This is a genomic window from Citrobacter sp. KH_055_1 (genome assembly GCF_057838705.1).
Window position 1 is genome coordinate 3404001 of the sequence record NZ_CM174473.1, and the last position, 16122, is coordinate 3420122.

Consider the following 16122-nt stretch of genomic DNA (forward strand, 5'->3'; position numbering starts at 1 on the left):
CCATTCAATGGCTGCACATGCTAACATACCTAAATAAGATCGATAACGATAATTACTATCATTATCAAGGATAGTTGATATGTCATGCTCTGTTTCCGCGACACGCGCCTTTGCCGTGCCCGGACTGTTGTTATTACTTGTTGTCACCACGGTATTAAGTCTGGTTATTGGCGCCAGGTCGCTCCCTGCCTCCGTGGTGCTGGATGCGCTCACCGGCAGTTGTCATAGCGCTGATTGCACCATTGTGCTGGACGCGCGACTCCCGCGTACGCTGGCAGGATTGCTCGCAGGCGGCGCGCTGGGACTGGCGGGTGCCTTGATGCAAACGCTGACCCGGAATCCGCTGGCCGACCCCGGTATTCTTGGCGTCAATTCTGGTGCCAGCTTCGCTATTGTGCTGGGGGCCTCGCTGTTCGGTTTCTCCTCCCCGCAAGAGCAACTGCTGATGGCCTTTTCCGGGGCGCTAGCCGCGTCGCTGATTGTCGCCTTTACCGGCAGCCAAGGGGGTGGTCAGCTCAGCCCGGTTCGCCTGACGCTGGCTGGCGTGGCGCTGGGGGCAGTACTGGAGGGATTATCCAGCGGCATCGCCCTGCTCAACCCTGACGTCTACGATCAACTGCGTTTCTGGCAGGCCGGTTCGCTGGACATTCGCAGTCTGCAAACCCTGAAAGTGGTCCTGATCCCGGTACTGATCGCCGGAGCCGTAGCCCTGTTCCTCAGCCGTGGTCTGAACAGTCTGAGCCTGGGCACGGATACCGCCACTGCGCTGGGCAGTAAAGTCGCCCGTACGCAGTTTATCGGTCTGCTGGTAATCACCGTCCTGTGCGGAAGCGCGACCGCGATTGTCGGCCCTATCGCTTTTATCGGCCTGATGATGCCGCATATGGCGCGCTGGCTGGTGGGAGCCGATCACCGCTGGTCGCTGCCCGTCACCTTACTGGCAACGCCTTCCCTGCTGTTAATTGCCGATATTATCGGTCGCCTGATTGTGCCCGGTGAGCTACGCGTATCGGTGGTCAGTGCGTTTATCGGCGCGCCGGTGCTTATTTTTCTGGTACGCCGTAAGCAGCGTGGAGGTGGCGCATGATGCACCTTTCTCGTCGACTGATGATCAGTTGCCTGCTGCTGGTTGTGGGCTGTATCGCCGTCGGATTATGGAGCCTGCGTAGCGGCGTTGTGACGCTGGAAACGCAGCAGATCATTGCCGCCCTGCTGGGCGATGCACCGCGCAACATTACGCTGGTGGTGACGGAATGGCGTTTACCGCGCGTGCTGATGGCACTACTGATTGGCGCGGCTCTGGGCGTCAGTGGCGCAATATTCCAGTCACTGATGCGTAACCCTCTGGGCAGCCCGGACGTGATGGGCTTCAATACCGGCGCCTGGAGCGGCGTGCTGGTGGCGATGGTGCTATTTGGCCAGCATCTTACCGCCATTGCGCTGGCGGCCATGCTCGGCGGGGTCCTGACCTCGCTGGTCGTCTGGGCGCTGGCCTGGCGCAACGGTATAGAAACGTTCCGCCTGATTATCATCGGCATCGGCATTCGCGCCATGCTGGTGGCGTTTAACACCTGGCTGCTACTGAAAGCCTCCTTAGAAACCGCGCTGACGGCCGGACTGTGGAACGCCGGATCGCTCAATGGTCTGACTTGGGCGAAAACCTGGCCATCCGCGCCGCTGATTATTCTGATGCTGGTGTGCGCCACGCTGCTGGTGCGCCGCCTGCGCTTGCTGGAAATGGGTGATGACAGCGCCTGTGCGCTGGGCGTCAGCGTCGAACGTTCGCGTTTAATGATGATGCTGGTGGCGGTAGTACTGACCGCCGCCGCCACCGCGCTGGCGGGGCCTATCTCGTTTATTGCCCTCGTCGCACCGCATATTGCCCGTCGCCTTAGCGGCACTGCTCGCTGGGGATTAACCCAGTCAGCGCTGTGCGGCGCACTGTTACTGCTGACGGCCGATTTATGCGCCCAGCAGCTATTTTTGCCTTATCAGCTTCCGGTCGGCGTTGTCACCGTAAGCCTCGGCGGTATTTATCTTATCGTCTTGTTAATTCAGGAGTCCCGCAAAAAATGACCGAATCAGTAGCCCGTTTGCGTGGCGACCAGTTAACGCTAGGGTATGGCAAGTTTACCGTGGCAGAAAACCTCGACGTGTCGATCCCCGACGGTCACTTTACCGCCATTATTGGCCCCAACGGCTGCGGGAAATCAACGCTGCTGCGCACATTGAGCCGTCTGATGACGCCAGCGCACGGCAAGGTGTGGCTGGATGGTGAACATATTCAACATTACGCCAGTAAAGAGGTGGCGCGTCGCATTGGCCTGTTGGCGCAAAACGCCACTACGCCGGGCGATATTACCGTACAGGAGCTTGTCGCCAGAGGCCGTTATCCGCATCAGCCGCTGTTCACCCGCTGGCGTAAAGAAGATGAAGACGCGGTGATGAACGCCATGAAAGCTACCGGGATCACCCACCTGGCAGCACAAAGCGTAGATACGCTTTCCGGCGGACAGCGCCAGCGAGCGTGGATCGCCATGGTGCTGGCGCAGGAAACGTCAATCATGCTGCTTGACGAGCCGACCACCTGGCTGGATATCAGTCATCAAATAGATCTGCTGGAACTGCTCAGCGAGTTAAACCGCGAGAAGGGCTATACGCTGGCCGCCGTGCTGCACGATCTGAACCAGGCCTGCCGTTATGCCACGCATTTAATCGCGCTTCGTGAAGGGAAGATTATTGCCGAGGGTGCGCCGAAGGAAATTGTTACGCCGCAGCTTATCGAAAAGATCTACGGACTGCGCTGCATGATTATTGACGACCCGGTGGCCGGAACGCCACTGGTGGTGCCTCTCGGGCGTCAGAAATAACGTTATTTATTGTATGGCGACGTGTTCGTCGCCATACAATAATAAATCACACCAGTTGCTGCCCAAGGATCGCAATATCACGTTTACGCGATAGCATGGCATAATTCAGCAGCGTCCCACCGCACGCCGCCATTCCCCCCAACAGCGCCGCCAGAATAACGATCATGGATTTCGCGGGGCCGTCTTTTTTCACTGGCAGAGACGAGGCAAGTTGATATTTAAACGGTGAGAATTTGACGTCACTGACATTCATCGCCAAGAGCTGTTCAACGTGATACTGGCGGTTACGCAATTCACCGTTGATCTCTGCTACATCGGTTACTGATTTTTCGATTTCTAATTTACGCGCAATGCCATCCGCACCCAGCGAAATAGAGAAATCAGGATCGTCCTTCACGGCTTGTCCATTACTGTAAACCGGTTTTTTGATGCCAGCCGCATTCGCAATCTCGAGCGAATAATTCAATCTCTGAATGTTTGCATCCAATTGATTCTTCAGCCTGATTCGATCCATCGCCAGTCGTTCTTTCTCAAAGCTGGTTTTGATGGCCAATTTATTGCGAATATTCTCCAGCGTTTCTGTCACAACACGGTCAGAAATAAACTGGATATACCCTGCCAGCACGGCCTGGGCTTCTTCAGCCAGCGGTGCGGTAAAGCTTAGCGTCCACGCGGTATACAGCGAGGTTTCATTCTTCTTACCCTGATTTGCATCAACCGCTTTCATTTTTTCACTGAGGCGTGCTATCGCCCGATGCAAATTCATTTCGTCTATATCAGCGCCTTTCAGCTGATCCATCACATAAGGTGAAGAGCGCAGGTACTCTTCCAGCAGCGATGGCGACTGAAATTTCTTGATAAACAGGTTAAATACATCATCACGGCTTACCTTAATATCCATATCGAGTACGCGTAAACTCGTCAACGTATTCTCGAGTCCTTGCCACTGTACAGCTTCGGCCGGGGTGACAATTGCCTCACTGGTCCATTTCTGCGGAAGCAGGAAAGACACCAGAATCCCCACACAGGCAAACGCGAAGACGGTAGCAATAATCTTGTTCCTGGCGCGCCACAAAATCTCGAGCAGGTTGAATAAATCAATTTCATTACCGCTTACCGTAGTCTGCGGATACGCAGCTAATTCTGAATCATTATCTTTCTTTATTTTTAATGATGACATGTTGTGTAACCTGAATTTCTGGCCAAAAGAAACGTCTTCCTGTAGACAAAGTCTACCAGCTAATAAGAATTATCCGAAACACTCTTTGCCCCTAATAACCTGCCAGATATTATATTCAGAATTTATTAAGCCTTATGGTCTCACAGATCAGCATAAACAAAACAACCCCATAACATTTTATTTACATTATGAGGTTATTCAAATAAGCCAATAGTGAGTATTCCCGGCTACGCAGGCGGAGCGATCAACCTGTTTATTATCGGCCCAATACTCTCAAACGCTGCCGGCGAAATAATATCAACGTGTGCACAGTCCTGACGGTAGATATCCAGACTGGCTATCCACGGCGACCAGCTGTGTTTAGGGCTGACGCCCTGCGGTAGCGTACGTTCGGCCACAAACAACGTAGCATGACCGTCAAAAGCCACGCTGTGCGCGGTGGTTAACAGACGCACCGCATCGGCATAGTTACCTTCAATGGTGCTAAACAGCGTGTCGGACGCATTGCCCTGCTGGGCCGCCAGAAACGCCTCGCGTTCGCGTTCGATTTCCGCCAATACGGCAGGATCCAACCCATTGGCCTCTTTTTCCTGCCAGTTTTGCGTTTCCGGCGGCCAGGTATCCAGCAACCCCAGGAATGCAACCTTCTCTCCCCTGGCATGCAAGCGTGCCGCAATACCCTGCGCCAGCGTGCCGCCCAGCGAATACCCCAGTAAATAGTAGGGGCCGTGAGGCTGCTGCTCCAGCAACGTTTTAAGATGGTATTCACAGACCTCATCGAGATTTGCTGCCGTCTGCATCGGCCCACTAGGCCGTGGCGACTGAATGCCAGTAATTGACCACTCAGGGTTCAAATAGCGCGATAACACGCTAAACTGCCAGGCAAAGCCGGACGCTGGATGGAAACAGAACAGCGTTGGGCCGTGGCTGGTGCGCAGCGGTAGCAGCGCTTCAAACCCCAGTTGCTGTGACTGTGCGTCATCGTTGCTGTCCAACAGCGTACTGAGTTGTTCAACGGTGGAAGCAACCATCACCTGCCCTGGCGTCACCTGACGTTCAAATATGCGACTCAACTGCGCCGCCAGCTTCATCGCCAGCAACGAATGACCGCCGAGCGCGAAGAAGTCTGCTGCTACATCATTAACTTCACAGCCCAGCAGCGCGGAAAAGGCCTCGGCAATGGTGGTCTCCGTGCCCGGGTATGGCGCGCGTCCTGTCGTGCGCGGCGTCAACTGCGGCATCGGTAAGGCTTTACGATCCAGCTTACCGTTGGCGCTGAGCGGTAACTCCGCCAGCTGCAATAACACGGACGGCACCATATGCGCAGGCAGCGTTTCACGCAGTCTCGCCTGTAGTGCGGGAATATCCAGCGGTAACCCCGAATGCGACACCAGATACCCGACCAGCTGGCGCGCATCGCCGCCGGTAGCTACCGCCTGATTGAATACGCAGGCATGGGCCACGGCATGCTCGACATCCGGTAGCGTCTGCATTACCCGATCAATCTCACCCAGTTCAATGCGCTGCCCGCGAATTTTTAGCTGGTCATCGCTTCTCCCGAGGTATTCCACCGCACCACTGTCCTGCCAACGCGCCACGTCCCCGGTACGGTACATGCGTTCACCGGGCGCAAACGGATCGGCAATAAAACGGCTTGCCGTCAGGTCCGGGCGCCCCAGATACCCCTGCGCCAGTTGGATCCCTGTCAGGTACAGATCGCCCGCCACGCCGACGGGCACCGGGCGCATCATGGCATCAAGGATCCGCAGGCCCGTATTCCAGACCGGATAGCCAATCGGCACGCTGTTACCGGTCACGGCGGCAAGTGCATCTCCGCATGCCGGATACCAGCTGACATCCACCGCCGCTTCGGTCGGGCCGTACAAATTGTGTAGCGGTGCGTGGGTCAGCTGTTCCCACTCGCGGCACAGTTCTGCTGGCAGGGCTTCGCCGCTGCAGAACACCTGTTTCAGCGTAGTGCAGCTTTCCCGCGCCGTCTCCGGCGTCAGCGAGGCAACAAACGCCGCCAACATCGACGGTACAAAGTGCGTGGTGGTCACGCCATATTGTGCAAAGAACTGCTGCATCGCCAGCGGGTCACGATGCGCCTCAGGCTCCGCCATCACCAGCTTTGCGCCCGCAATAAACGGCCAGAAAAACTCCCACACCGAGACATCAAAACTGCATGGCGTTTTTTGCGCCACCACATCATCGGCGGTCAGCGGATAGTGATTTTGCATCCACAACAGGCGGTTAACGATGGCGGTTTGCCCCACCATCACTCCCTTTGGTCTGCCGGTCGAACCCGAGGTAAAGATAATGTAGGCGGTATGTTCTGGGCGCGACACCGCGCGCGGCGAGATATCCTCGCGAGACAGCGGCGCGTTATAGCACAGACTGTCCAGCCCCGGAATATCGCGAAAGCGGGACAACTGTTCCTCGGTGGTGACCAACAGCGACGGGCGCGCGTCTTCCAGCATCATCCGCAGACGATCGTCCGGATAGCCGGTATCCAGCGGCAGCCAGGCGGCACCCGCTTCCACAATGCCGTGTAATGCGAGCGTCAGGAACACAGAGCGCGGTAAGGCCACGGCAACGCTGTCCCCTGGTCGCACGCCGCGTTCACGCAGTACCTGCGCCAGTGCAACAACCTGCTCACGCATTTCGCGGTAGCTGAACTGATAGCGAGCGTCGGCCAGCGCCGGCGCATCCGGTGTTTTCGCGGCCTGTTCCGCCACCAGCGCGCTGAGCGTGGTGAACGGAATATCAATCGCCGTCTCGTTTATTTGCGCCAGCTGTTCTTGCTCTGACGGCAACAACATATCGGCATCGCCGCAGCGCAGCGCCGGGTTGTCGGCAAACTGGCCCATCAGCGCGGTTAAACGCGACGCATGTTGCGCCAGCGTCGCCTCATCATAACGCTGTTTATTGGCGAGAATTTCAATGCTCAGACCGCCGTTTTCATCCGGGAACAGCGCCAGTTCCAGATCGTTAACCGGCCCGGTCGCCAGCGTATGGGTTTGTGCCTGGATGCCGGGAAGATCCAGCTGGTAGTCAAAGATTTTCACGTTCAGTACCGGACCAAACAGCGCCTCTTCACCGGCCGCTCGGCCGCCGTCGCGCACAATTTGCTCCGCATCATAACGCTGATGACGACGCATCTTCTTGAGCTGCCCGGCCAGTCGTTTCGCCAGTTCAGGTAGGCTTTCCGCGGCATCAAGATGCACACCGAATGGCAGCACATTCAACACCGGCCCGGTTGCCGTTAGCGCCGCCGACCCCATGCGGCGCATGAAAATAAACCCGGCGGCATAATCCATCCGGCTGCATAAACGCCCCAACCATAGTGCCACCAGCGCCAGCGCTAAATCCGCACGCTGAATGTCAGGCATGCGCGCGGCAAGCTGGCGGAATACGCCGTCGGGGGCGGTCAACTGCATGCGAATAATATCCGCGCTGGTCGCCCGGCCCGGCAGGGGTTTGCCCGACAGCGAAGCCGGTGACGGCAACTGCTCTCGCTGCCCGGCCCAGAATGCGCCGTCACGTTGATACGCCTCGCTGTGGCGATACTGCTGATACTCTTCCACCACCTCGGCAAAGGGGGTAAAAGGTGATTCCGGCGTCGGTTCGCCGCGCTGCCATGCGCGGTAAATGGCGGCTATCTGGCGGGTGATGGCAGGAAAACTGAAACCATCCACCAGCAAATGATGATAGCGCTGATACCAGTACCAACGGTTATCTGCCACTTGAATAAGTTGATGGCAGACCAGGGGTTTTGCGCCATCGGCACGAATGTCTTGCTGCAAGTCAGCCTGCATCAACGCCCGAGCGGCGTCGTGCGGACTGGCCATGTCACGGACATCGATAATCTCGGGTTGCGTAAAAGTGAACGTTGGATCAACCCACTGCCAAACCTCGCCGTTGTCTTCGCAAAACCGCATACGCAGGGTATCAGCATGCCCCAGACCGACGACAACCGCTTTCGCCAGCAGCGGTGCGTTCAGTTCCCCGGTTAATTCCACGTAGTGCGCGACGCTCCATGCTGAAGGCAACGTGGAGAGTTTTTCCGCCATCCAGATCCCCGGCTGGGCCGCGACTAACGGTAAGCGCTGAGTCATTCTGCCTCCTGTACATCGGCATAATTTGCAGGTGTTAGCGTGGTCCAGTTTTCCGCGAGCCATTGCTGGCAGGCTTCCTGGGATTGCGGTTCGCATGCGATGGCCCAGCCAGCAGGAAGCGAGCACTGCTGCGGCCAAAGGCTAAACTGACGTTGGGGATTTTGCAGAATGTAAAACTGACCCTGCGGGTTATCGAAAGGGTTACTGAATTCCATACTCAACTCCTGTCGTGGAACATCGTCCGGTTAAATCGTATCGGTGAGCGGCTGCCAGAGCGTCATCAGCCCGTGCATTAAGCCGCCGCGCCAGCAAAGCGCGTCGTGTCCACCTTCAACCTGACGCCAGAAAATAGACCGTGGTGCATGCGGTAACTGTGCGAAGAGCGCCTGATTGGCGCGAAAAATAATCGGTTCACGAATTCCGGCTTCCAGAACAATACGCAGCCCCTGCGCGCTCAACGTTCCGGCCCTCAGTTGTTCAATCACGATCCCATCCTGATGCCCTGCGCGATGCGGCCACCAGTAAGATCCGGACTGACTGAGCACGCAGCCAAAACGTTCCGGCCAGTTCAGACCGGCATACAGCGAGGACAATCCCCCAAAGCTTTGCCCGGCGACGACCGTGCGCTGCGGCTCGTCACTGAACGCGGCAGTCGCGTTCACCAGCGGCAGTAACTCCTGTTGTACCGCCAGCCAGAAATCGGCATTGCACGGCAGCTCGCGACTGCGATGAGGCGTATCGATGGCATCAATCAGGAGATAAACGGCAGGAGGGAGCTGATGTCGCTGGGTCAGTGAGGTCAGCGCGGGCCAGACCGGCATGCTGTGCGCCCAAAACTGTCCGTCCAGCAGGACTGCCAGCGGACGTTCCCCGGGATTTGCCTCGCCGGTGGTAAACACCCACACGCGGCGCGTATTACCTAACCTTTCGCTGTGCCATTGCAAGCAAAGCGCTGGTGAATCCGGAGGTTGGGGACTGTCCCAGCCAGGCTGAACGGGGGCGTCGGGCATTTCCAGCGCTGAGACCGCATGCCCGCGCCCGCCTTGCCAGCTTTGAGGATTGAGAGGATCGGCGATGGCCTGCGGCAACAACTGTCGCCAGCCTTCGCGTAATAACGTTCTGTCCGGAGTGTCGCCTGCGTTCAACGTGGCAAAAATGTCGTCTCGTGTAGAAGGGATGAAACAGTAACTGCCGCGCCAGCGGGAGTTCAGGGTAATGCTCCAGCACCAAACATCTGTACCGTCAATACGTTGCATCGACTGGGGAACGGCATTTTGATGGTGGTCGGTCACGCCGGTAATGTAGACCCACACGCGACGAATTGTTGAGTGTTTTTCCGTTCCCTGCGGGTCACGCCACCAAAACGTCACGCGGTAATCGCCGCTGTCCTCACGCACCCATTCCGGGCCATTTTTTGACTGCCACCACGCCTCGCTTCCCATCATTAACGCCGTCACCGTCATAACCCCATGTTTATTGTGCAATTTTAAATCTAATCGTGAAATATATTGATAATATTATTGATAACTATTTGCATTTGCAATAGCGTATTGTCGCGCTGTGGGAAGCGCGTACAGTTTTTCACCACTCATAAACCGACCTGACGCTGCGAACTTTTTCTGGAACGGATGGTTTTCGCAGGAGCGGGCGACATCAGGCCAAATGCCCCACAACGGCATATTGGTTCACGTGGCTAAAAGAAAGCAGGACATACAATGAACAACAAGATTCATTCACTGGCCTTATTGGTCAATTTAGGGATTTACGGGATAGCGCTGCCAGCCATGGCAGAAGATAAAACCGATAGCACCGCCGTCTCGCATGAAGATACCATCGTCGTTACCGCCGCCCAGCAGAACCTGCAGGCACCAGGTGTTTCCACCATCACCGCTGATGAAATCCGTAAGAATCCTCCCGCGCGCGATGTGGCGGAAATCATCCGTACCATGCCTGGCGTTAACCTGACCGGTAACTCAACCAGCGGCCAGCGCGGCAACAACCGTCAGATTGATATTCGCGGCATGGGGCCAGAAAACACCCTGATCCTGATCGACGGCAAGCCGGTCACCAGCCGCAACTCCGTACGTCAGGGCTGGCGCGGCGAGCGTGATACCCGTGGCGATACCGCCTGGGTGCCGCCGGAAATGATCGAGCGTATTGAGGTGCTGCGTGGTCCTGCCGCGGCGCGTTACGGTAACGGTGCTGCGGGTGGTGTGGTGAATATCATCACCAAAAAAGGCAGCAACGAGTGGCATGGTTCCTGGGATACCTATTTCAACGCCCCAGAACACAAAGAAGAAGGCTCCACCAAACGTACCAACTTCAGCCTGAATGGCCCACTGGGCGGGGATTTCAGCTTCCGTCTGTACGGTAATCTTGATAAAACGCAGGCTGACGCCTGGGACATCAACCAGGGTCACCAGTCAGAACGTACCGGGACCTATGCCAACACCTTACCGGCGGGTCGTGAAGGGGTCATTAACAAAGATATTAATGGCGTAGTGCGATGGGACTTTGCCCCACTCCAGTCTCTCGAACTGGAAGCCGGTTACAGCCGTCAGGGCAACCTGTACGCGGGTGACACCCAAAACACCAACACCAACCAGTTGGTGAAAGATAACTACGGTAAAGAGACCAACCGTCTTTATCGCCAGAACTACTCCCTGACCTGGAACGGCGGCTGGGATAACGGCGTCACCACCAGCAACTGGGTACAGTACGAACACACGCGTAACTCCCGCACCCCGGAAGGATTAGCTGGCGGCACGGAAGGGATCTTCGATCCGAAAGCGTCGCAAAAATATGTCGACGCCGACCTGAGTGACGTCATGCTGCACAGTGAGGTCAGCATTCCGCTGGATCTGCTGGTCAACCAAAATCTGACGCTCGGTACCGAGTGGAACCAGCAGCGTATGAAAGACATGCTGTCCAACTCGCAAACCTTTATGGGCGGTAATATTCCTGGTTTTAGCAGCACCAACCGCAGCCCGTACTCGGATGCCGAGATCTTCTCTCTGTTCGCCGAAAACAACATGGAACTGACCGACAGCACCATGCTGACGCCGGGCCTGCGTTTCGATCACCACAGCATCGTGGGCAATAACTGGAGTCCGTCTCTGAACCTGTCTCAGGGACTGGGCGACGACTTTACCCTGAAAATGGGCATCGCGCGGGCCTATAAAGCGCCGAGCCTGTACCAGCTCAACCCGAACTATATTTTGTACAGTAAAGGCCAGGGCTGCTACGCCACCGGTTCCGCCAGCGGCATCGGCTGCTACATGATGGGCAACGACGACCTGAAAGCGGAAACCAGCATCAACAAAGAAATTGGCCTGGAGTTCAAACGCGACGGCTGGCTGGCTGGAGTCACCTGGTTCCGCAACGATTACCGCGATAAAATCGAAGCCGGTACCGTACCGTTGAACCGTATTAACAACGGTAAAACAGATATCTACCAGTGGGAAAACATTCCTAAAGCGGTAGTAGAAGGCCTGGAAGGTACGTTGAACGTCCCGGTTAGCCAAACCGTTAACTGGACCAACAACATCACCTACATGCTGCAAAGTAAAAATAAAGAGACCGGTGAACGTCTGTCGATTATTCCGCAGTACACGCTGAACTCCACGCTGAGCTGGCAGGCGCGCGACGATCTGTCCTTGCAGTCCACCCTCACCTGGTATGGCAAACAGCAGCCGAAGAAATACGATTACCAGGGCAAACCAGTGACCGGCAGCTCGGCTGATGAAGTCAGCCCGTACAGCATTGTCGGCCTGAGCGCGACCTGGGATGTCACCAAAAACGTCAGCCTGACCGGTGGCGTGGATAACGTCTTTGACAAACGCCTATGGCGCGAAGGGAATGCCCAGACCACGGGTGATATTGTGACCGGAAATTATATGGCGGGCGCAGGCGCATACACCTATAACGAACCGGGCCGCACCTGGTTCATGAGCGTTAACACGCACTTCTGATAACGTTTTTCCCTCTCCTCCATCGAGGAGAGGGAATTCGTGAGCCATCATGCACACAACCCACATTCCACTGTCCTTCGCCAGCCATACGCTGCATCTCGTTGAATTTGCCCCCGACAGCCTGCATGAACACGATCTGCTGTGGCTTCCTCATTACGCCCAGCTCGCAGCCTGCGGGCGTAAACGACAAGCGGAGCATTTAGCGGGGCGTATTGCCGCCGTCCATGCGCTGCGTGAATATAGCAGTAAAGCCGTGCCCGGCATCGGCGAACGCCGCCAACCGCTGTGGCCACCGGGTCTGTTTGGCAGCATCAGCCATAGCGCCTCGACCGCGTTAGCAGTTGTCTCGCCGCATCCCATTGGGCTAGACATTGACGCTATTTTTACACCCGACACCGCTACCGAACTGGCTGACAGCATTATCGACCACCATGAACGACAGGTTTTGCAAGGTTGCCCGGTCCCCTTTCCGCTCGCCTTAACCCTGGCGTTCTCCGCCAAAGAGAGCGTATATAAAGCGTTCAGTGCGCAATCTCGCGGACTGCCGGGCTTTGCCAGCGCCAAAATCATCGCCCTCACCGCCACGCACTTAACGGTGCAAATAATGCCGTCATTTTCGGCAAACCTCGGCGGACTGAACGTCAACGTGCGCTGGACCTCACGCGATAACAGCGTCATTACCCTGTGTGACGCTACTTTTTAACAAACTCACCAATCGCCTGATACGTAGCCTGCGCTTCCTGCGGGACTTTATCTTCCAGCATCAAATAGGCATGAGTCATCCCCGGAAAGTGAACGTGCTGTACGGGAATGCCCTCAGCTTGCAGTTTGGCAACAAAGGCAAAGTCCTCATCGCGCAACGGATCCAGCCCGCCGCTAAAGAGTAATGTGGCCGGAAAATCTTTACGCAATGGAAAATAGAGCGGTGATGCCAGTTTACGATCTTCATCATTCTGGAAATACTGCTGGAAGTACCAGCGTATTTTGCTTTCATCGAGCAGTTTCCCTGTGCCATTTTCCTTCACGGACGGCCAGCCTAGCGTGTAATCCAGACTCGGGTAGATCAGCACCAGCCGATTAATCAGCCCCGGCTGATGACGGGAAAGCGACGCGGCGAGCGTTGCGCTGAAAGCACCACCACCGCTGTCACCGACCAGGGTCAGTTGACGCTGATAGGGAATGTGCTGACGCTCGAGCAATGAATAGACATTTTCGACCACGGCTTTAGCATCGGAGAGACCTGCCGGATACGGGTTTTCCGGTGACCGCCGATAGTCGACCGACACCACCGTGTTGCCGGTTGCCGTCGCCAGATGCCGGGCTACGGGATCGTAGACCTCCACTGATCCACTCAGGTGTCCGCCGCCGTGAATAAACACCAGCACCGCAGGCGAACCGGCTAATGACGGACGATAAATACGTACCGGGATGCGACGCTCCCCGGTATCCACTTCATCATTGATGACCGCTGCCATGGGGTCGGAAGTGGTGACGTTGGCTTTGGTCAAAGCCGCTAATCCTGCTCGCGAACTGAGCGTGTCGTAAACCGGTTTATCAGTCGTGGGTTGGGCGGCGAGAAATGCCGCCAGAGGCGCTGGCGGGGCTTGCGTCAGCGGGCCATGTTCCTGTTGCCAGCGTTGCTGATAGCGCTGTTGCTGCTCCTGCAACGCGTCGGCGCTGACCGCTGCGCTGAAAAGACTCGCCGCCATGGCGACTGCGGCGGGTTGGACTAAGGCCTTGCCGGATAACCCTAATCGGCTACCTGATTTCATGGTACGTTCTCCGTTGAACCGTTTCGCGAAAGAGTATAGCCGTTGCTAATAATCTGTCTGAACGGTTATGGCGGATGACGGCGTTATCCCTGCCGACACGCAGCCAGCGACTGACGCTGCTGACCCTGCGCATCAAAGTTTTCCGCGGCCAGCCAGCGTTGTAAAACGGCATCACATTGTGGCCACTCGCCGTCAATCATCGATAGCCAGTCGCTGTCGCGGTTACGGCCCTTGCGCACAATTTTCTGGCGGAAACGCCCTTCAAAGACAAAACCTAAGCGTTCTGCCGCCCGTCGCGACGCATCGTTCAGCGAGTCACATTTCCACTCCACACGACGATACCCGAGGGCAAATGCCTGACGCAGCAGCAGCCAGACGGTTTCCGTCCCCAGCACCGTATTTTTCATCCGCGGCGACCAGGTTACATGACCAATTTCGACCGAGCCGTTCTCGCGGTCCATCGCCATAAAGCACACCAGCCCGACGGCGCGCCCCGAGCGCAAATCGATAACCGCGTAGGGAACCAGCCCGGCGTCAGTAGATTTTCCCTTCACCCAGTGGGCCGCTACCGCAACGCTCGTCGGCCGCTCGCTGGCAAGCCAGGTCCAGTCACGTTCGTCCGGCGCTTGCGCATAGGCGTCAAATAAATCGGCGGCATGGCGGTCTGCATCCAGCACCTCAAGACGGCAATATCGCCCTTCCAGCACAACCCGAGGCAGCACTGCCGCCCCATTCCAGTCCGGCAGGGCATTGCCTACCGTCTGTCCATACAGATTAATTTCCGGCACTGCTCACCCCCGTTGTGAAAGCAAAAAACAGTTATAGCACCTGTCATTTTGCGTTCAAAGCGCAGGATGTGGATTTCCCTTATCGTACGGAAAACCGCCAGTCCTTCTATACTCTAAGGATTTCGAGTTGCAGGAAGGCGACAAGACTGCAAATTCCTGGGAGCTTACTAAAGTAAGTGACCAGGATGAGCAAGCGCTGTCAACGCACCTGCGGCTCGAAAGACGACGAGTAAATACTGATTAAAAATCAACGCTCAAGGGAACGCTATGTCACTACCCGACTTTCATGTCTCCGAACCGTTTACATTGGGCATTGAGCTGGAAATACAGGTGGTTAATCCGCCAGGCTATGACCTGAGCCAGGACTCTTCCCGACTGATTGACACCGTAAAACCGCAGCTCACCGCCGGAGAAGTGAAGCACGATATCACCGAAAGTATGCTGGAGATGGCAACCGGCGTCTGTCGTAATATTGATCAAGCGGCAGCAGAGTTTTCCGCCATGCAGCAGATAATCCTGCAGACCGCGGCGGAATATCACCTCGACATCTGCGGTGGCGGCACGCACCCGTTTCAGACATGGCGGCGTCAGGAGGTGTGCGATGACGAGCGCTACCGGCGCAACCTGGAGAACTTTGGTTATCTCATCCAGCAGGCAACGGTGTTTGGCCAGCATGTTCACATAGGTTGTACCCACGGCGACGACGCCATTTACCTGCTGCACGGCCTGTCACGCTTTGTGCCGCATTTTATTGCGCTCTCTGCCGCCTCACCGTATATGCAAGAAGCCGATACGCGATTTGCCTGCGCTCGACTCAATATCTTCTCAGGATTTCCCGATAACGGTCCGATGCCGTGGGTTAACAACTGGCAGGAATTTGAGGGATTATTTCGTCGACTGGCCTACACCAGCCTCGTTGACAGCATTAAGGATTTGCACTGGGACATCCGCCCCAGTCCGCACTTTGGCACGGTAGAAGTTCGCGTAATGGATACCCCGCTCACCCTCGAGCATGCGATCAACATGGCCGGACTCATTCAGGCTACGGCCCACTGGTTGTTGAAAGAGCGTCCCTTCAAACATCAGGAGCGTGATTACCTGCTGTATAAATTTAACCGTTTTCAGGCCTGCCGCTTTGGTCTGGAGGGGATCGTTACCGACGTGCATACCGGCACTCATCACCGACTGGCGGATGACACACTTCGATTGCTGGAGCTTGTCGCCCCCTCGGCGGATAAAGTGGGTGCCGCCAGTGCCATTGACGCCTTACACCAGCAGGTAAAAAATGGGCACAACGAAGCGCAGCGCATGCGTGATTTTGTGGCCGATGGCGGATCGCTAAGCGGACTGGTGAAAAAACATTGTGAGATCTGGGCGGGGCGTTAAGCGAGGGGTTTGCGTTAGCACGGGAGATCCCGGACAA

General features: G+C 56.4%; 12 protein-coding genes. 6 read left to right on the forward strand and 6 right to left on the reverse strand.

The window, feature by feature from the left end; all coding sequences use genetic code 11:
* The first annotated feature begins 79 nt into the window (after positions 1-79).
* The 3 genes from fepD to fepC are packed head-to-tail and all read left to right on the forward strand — an operon-like array spanning position 80 to position 2870.
* The gene (fepD, locus tag AC3ITF_RS16185; protein ID WP_096757936.1) at positions 80-1087 is read left to right on the forward strand and encodes a Fe(3+)-siderophore ABC transporter permease; all 1008 of its coding nucleotides are present in this window, start codon (positions 80-82) and stop codon (positions 1085-1087) included.
* On the forward strand, positions 1084-2076 hold the full coding sequence (gene fepG, locus AC3ITF_RS16190) for an iron-enterobactin ABC transporter permease (protein ID WP_170974162.1): 993 nt from the start codon (positions 1084-1086) through the stop codon (positions 2074-2076). Before fepD ends, fepG begins: the two co-directional genes overlap by 4 nt.
* Entirely contained in the window at positions 2073-2870 is a 798-nt protein-coding gene (gene fepC / locus AC3ITF_RS16195) for an iron-enterobactin ABC transporter ATP-binding protein (protein WP_115259131.1), read from the forward strand. Before fepG ends, fepC begins: the two co-directional genes overlap by 4 nt.
* Before the next feature lie 46 nt (positions 2871-2916).
* On the opposite strand, the gene wzz(fepE) is transcribed toward fepC, so the two are convergent.
* The 4 genes from wzz(fepE) to fes form a co-directional block, all read right to left on the reverse strand.
* A complete protein-coding gene (gene wzz(fepE) / locus AC3ITF_RS16200) occupies positions 2917-4050 on the reverse strand; it encodes an LPS O-antigen length regulator Wzz(fepE) (protein WP_489175833.1) in 1134 nt (377 codons plus the stop codon).
* Positions 4051-4277: 227 nt separating this feature from the next.
* The gene (gene entF, locus AC3ITF_RS16205; protein WP_489175834.1) at positions 4278-8168 is read right to left on the reverse strand and encodes an enterobactin non-ribosomal peptide synthetase EntF; all 3891 of its coding nucleotides are present in this window, start codon (positions 8166-8168) and stop codon (positions 4278-4280) included.
* Positions 8165-8383: an MbtH family protein gene (locus AC3ITF_RS16210; RefSeq protein WP_096757939.1), complete on the reverse strand. Its 219-nt coding sequence runs from the start codon at positions 8381-8383 to the stop codon at positions 8165-8167. The genes entF and AC3ITF_RS16210 overlap by 4 nt, the downstream gene beginning before the upstream one ends.
* Before the next feature lie 30 nt (positions 8384-8413).
* Complete coding sequence (gene fes / locus AC3ITF_RS16215; RefSeq protein ID WP_489175835.1) at positions 8414-9631, reverse strand: enterochelin esterase; 1218 nt, start codon at positions 9629-9631, stop codon at positions 8414-8416.
* A 252-nt stretch (positions 9632-9883) separates the two neighbouring features.
* Here fes and AC3ITF_RS16220 point away from each other — a divergent pair, with 252 nt between their 5' ends.
* On the forward strand, positions 9884-12139 hold the full coding sequence (locus AC3ITF_RS16220; protein ID WP_117342194.1) for a TonB-dependent siderophore receptor: 2256 nt from the start codon (positions 9884-9886) through the stop codon (positions 12137-12139).
* Between the two features lie 49 nt (positions 12140-12188).
* Positions 12189-12842, forward strand: coding sequence for an enterobactin synthase subunit EntD (gene entD / locus AC3ITF_RS16225; protein WP_489175836.1), 654 nt, complete (start codon positions 12189-12191; stop codon positions 12840-12842).
* Here entD and AC3ITF_RS16230 read toward each other — a convergent pair.
* Positions 12832-13911, reverse strand: a complete 1080-nt coding sequence (locus AC3ITF_RS16230) for an alpha/beta hydrolase (RefSeq protein WP_489175837.1) — start codon at positions 13909-13911, stop codon at positions 12832-12834. The genes entD and AC3ITF_RS16230 overlap by 11 nt on opposite strands.
* An 83-nt stretch (positions 13912-13994) precedes the next feature.
* Positions 13995-14699, reverse strand: coding sequence for a GNAT family N-acetyltransferase (locus AC3ITF_RS16235; protein WP_489175838.1), 705 nt, complete (start codon positions 14697-14699; stop codon positions 13995-13997).
* Positions 14700-14966: 267 nt separating this feature from the next.
* On the opposite strand from AC3ITF_RS16235, the gene AC3ITF_RS16240 reads away from it, so the two are divergent.
* The gene (locus AC3ITF_RS16240) at positions 14967-16085 is read left to right on the forward strand and encodes a YbdK family carboxylate-amine ligase (protein WP_489175839.1); all 1119 of its coding nucleotides are present in this window, start codon (positions 14967-14969) and stop codon (positions 16083-16085) included.
* Positions 16086-16122: the final 37 nt, after the last annotated feature.

Coding starts and splice junctions, on each gene's coding strand:
- AC3ITF_RS16210 (WP_096757939.1), bottom strand. CDS start 8,383: ATGGAATTCAGTAACCCTTTCGATAACCCGCAGGGTCAGTTTTACATT.
- AC3ITF_RS16220 (WP_117342194.1), top strand. CDS start 9,884: ATGAACAACAAGATTCATTCACTGGCCTTATTGGTCAATTTAGGGATT.
- entF (WP_489175834.1), bottom strand. CDS start 8,168: ATGACTCAGCGCTTACCGTTAGTCGCGGCCCAGCCGGGGATCTGGATG.
- AC3ITF_RS16230 (WP_489175837.1), bottom strand. CDS start 13,911: ATGAAATCAGGTAGCCGATTAGGGTTATCCGGCAAGGCCTTAGTCCAA.
- fes (WP_489175835.1), bottom strand. CDS start 9,631: ATGACGGTGACGGCGTTAATGATGGGAAGCGAGGCGTGGTGGCAGTCA.
- entD (WP_489175836.1), top strand. CDS start 12,189: ATGCACACAACCCACATTCCACTGTCCTTCGCCAGCCATACGCTGCAT.
- fepC (WP_115259131.1), top strand. CDS start 2,073: ATGACCGAATCAGTAGCCCGTTTGCGTGGCGACCAGTTAACGCTAGGG.
- fepG (WP_170974162.1), top strand. CDS start 1,084: ATGATGCACCTTTCTCGTCGACTGATGATCAGTTGCCTGCTGCTGGTT.
- AC3ITF_RS16240 (WP_489175839.1), top strand. CDS start 14,967: ATGTCACTACCCGACTTTCATGTCTCCGAACCGTTTACATTGGGCATT.
- fepD (WP_096757936.1), top strand. CDS start 80: ATGTCATGCTCTGTTTCCGCGACACGCGCCTTTGCCGTGCCCGGACTG.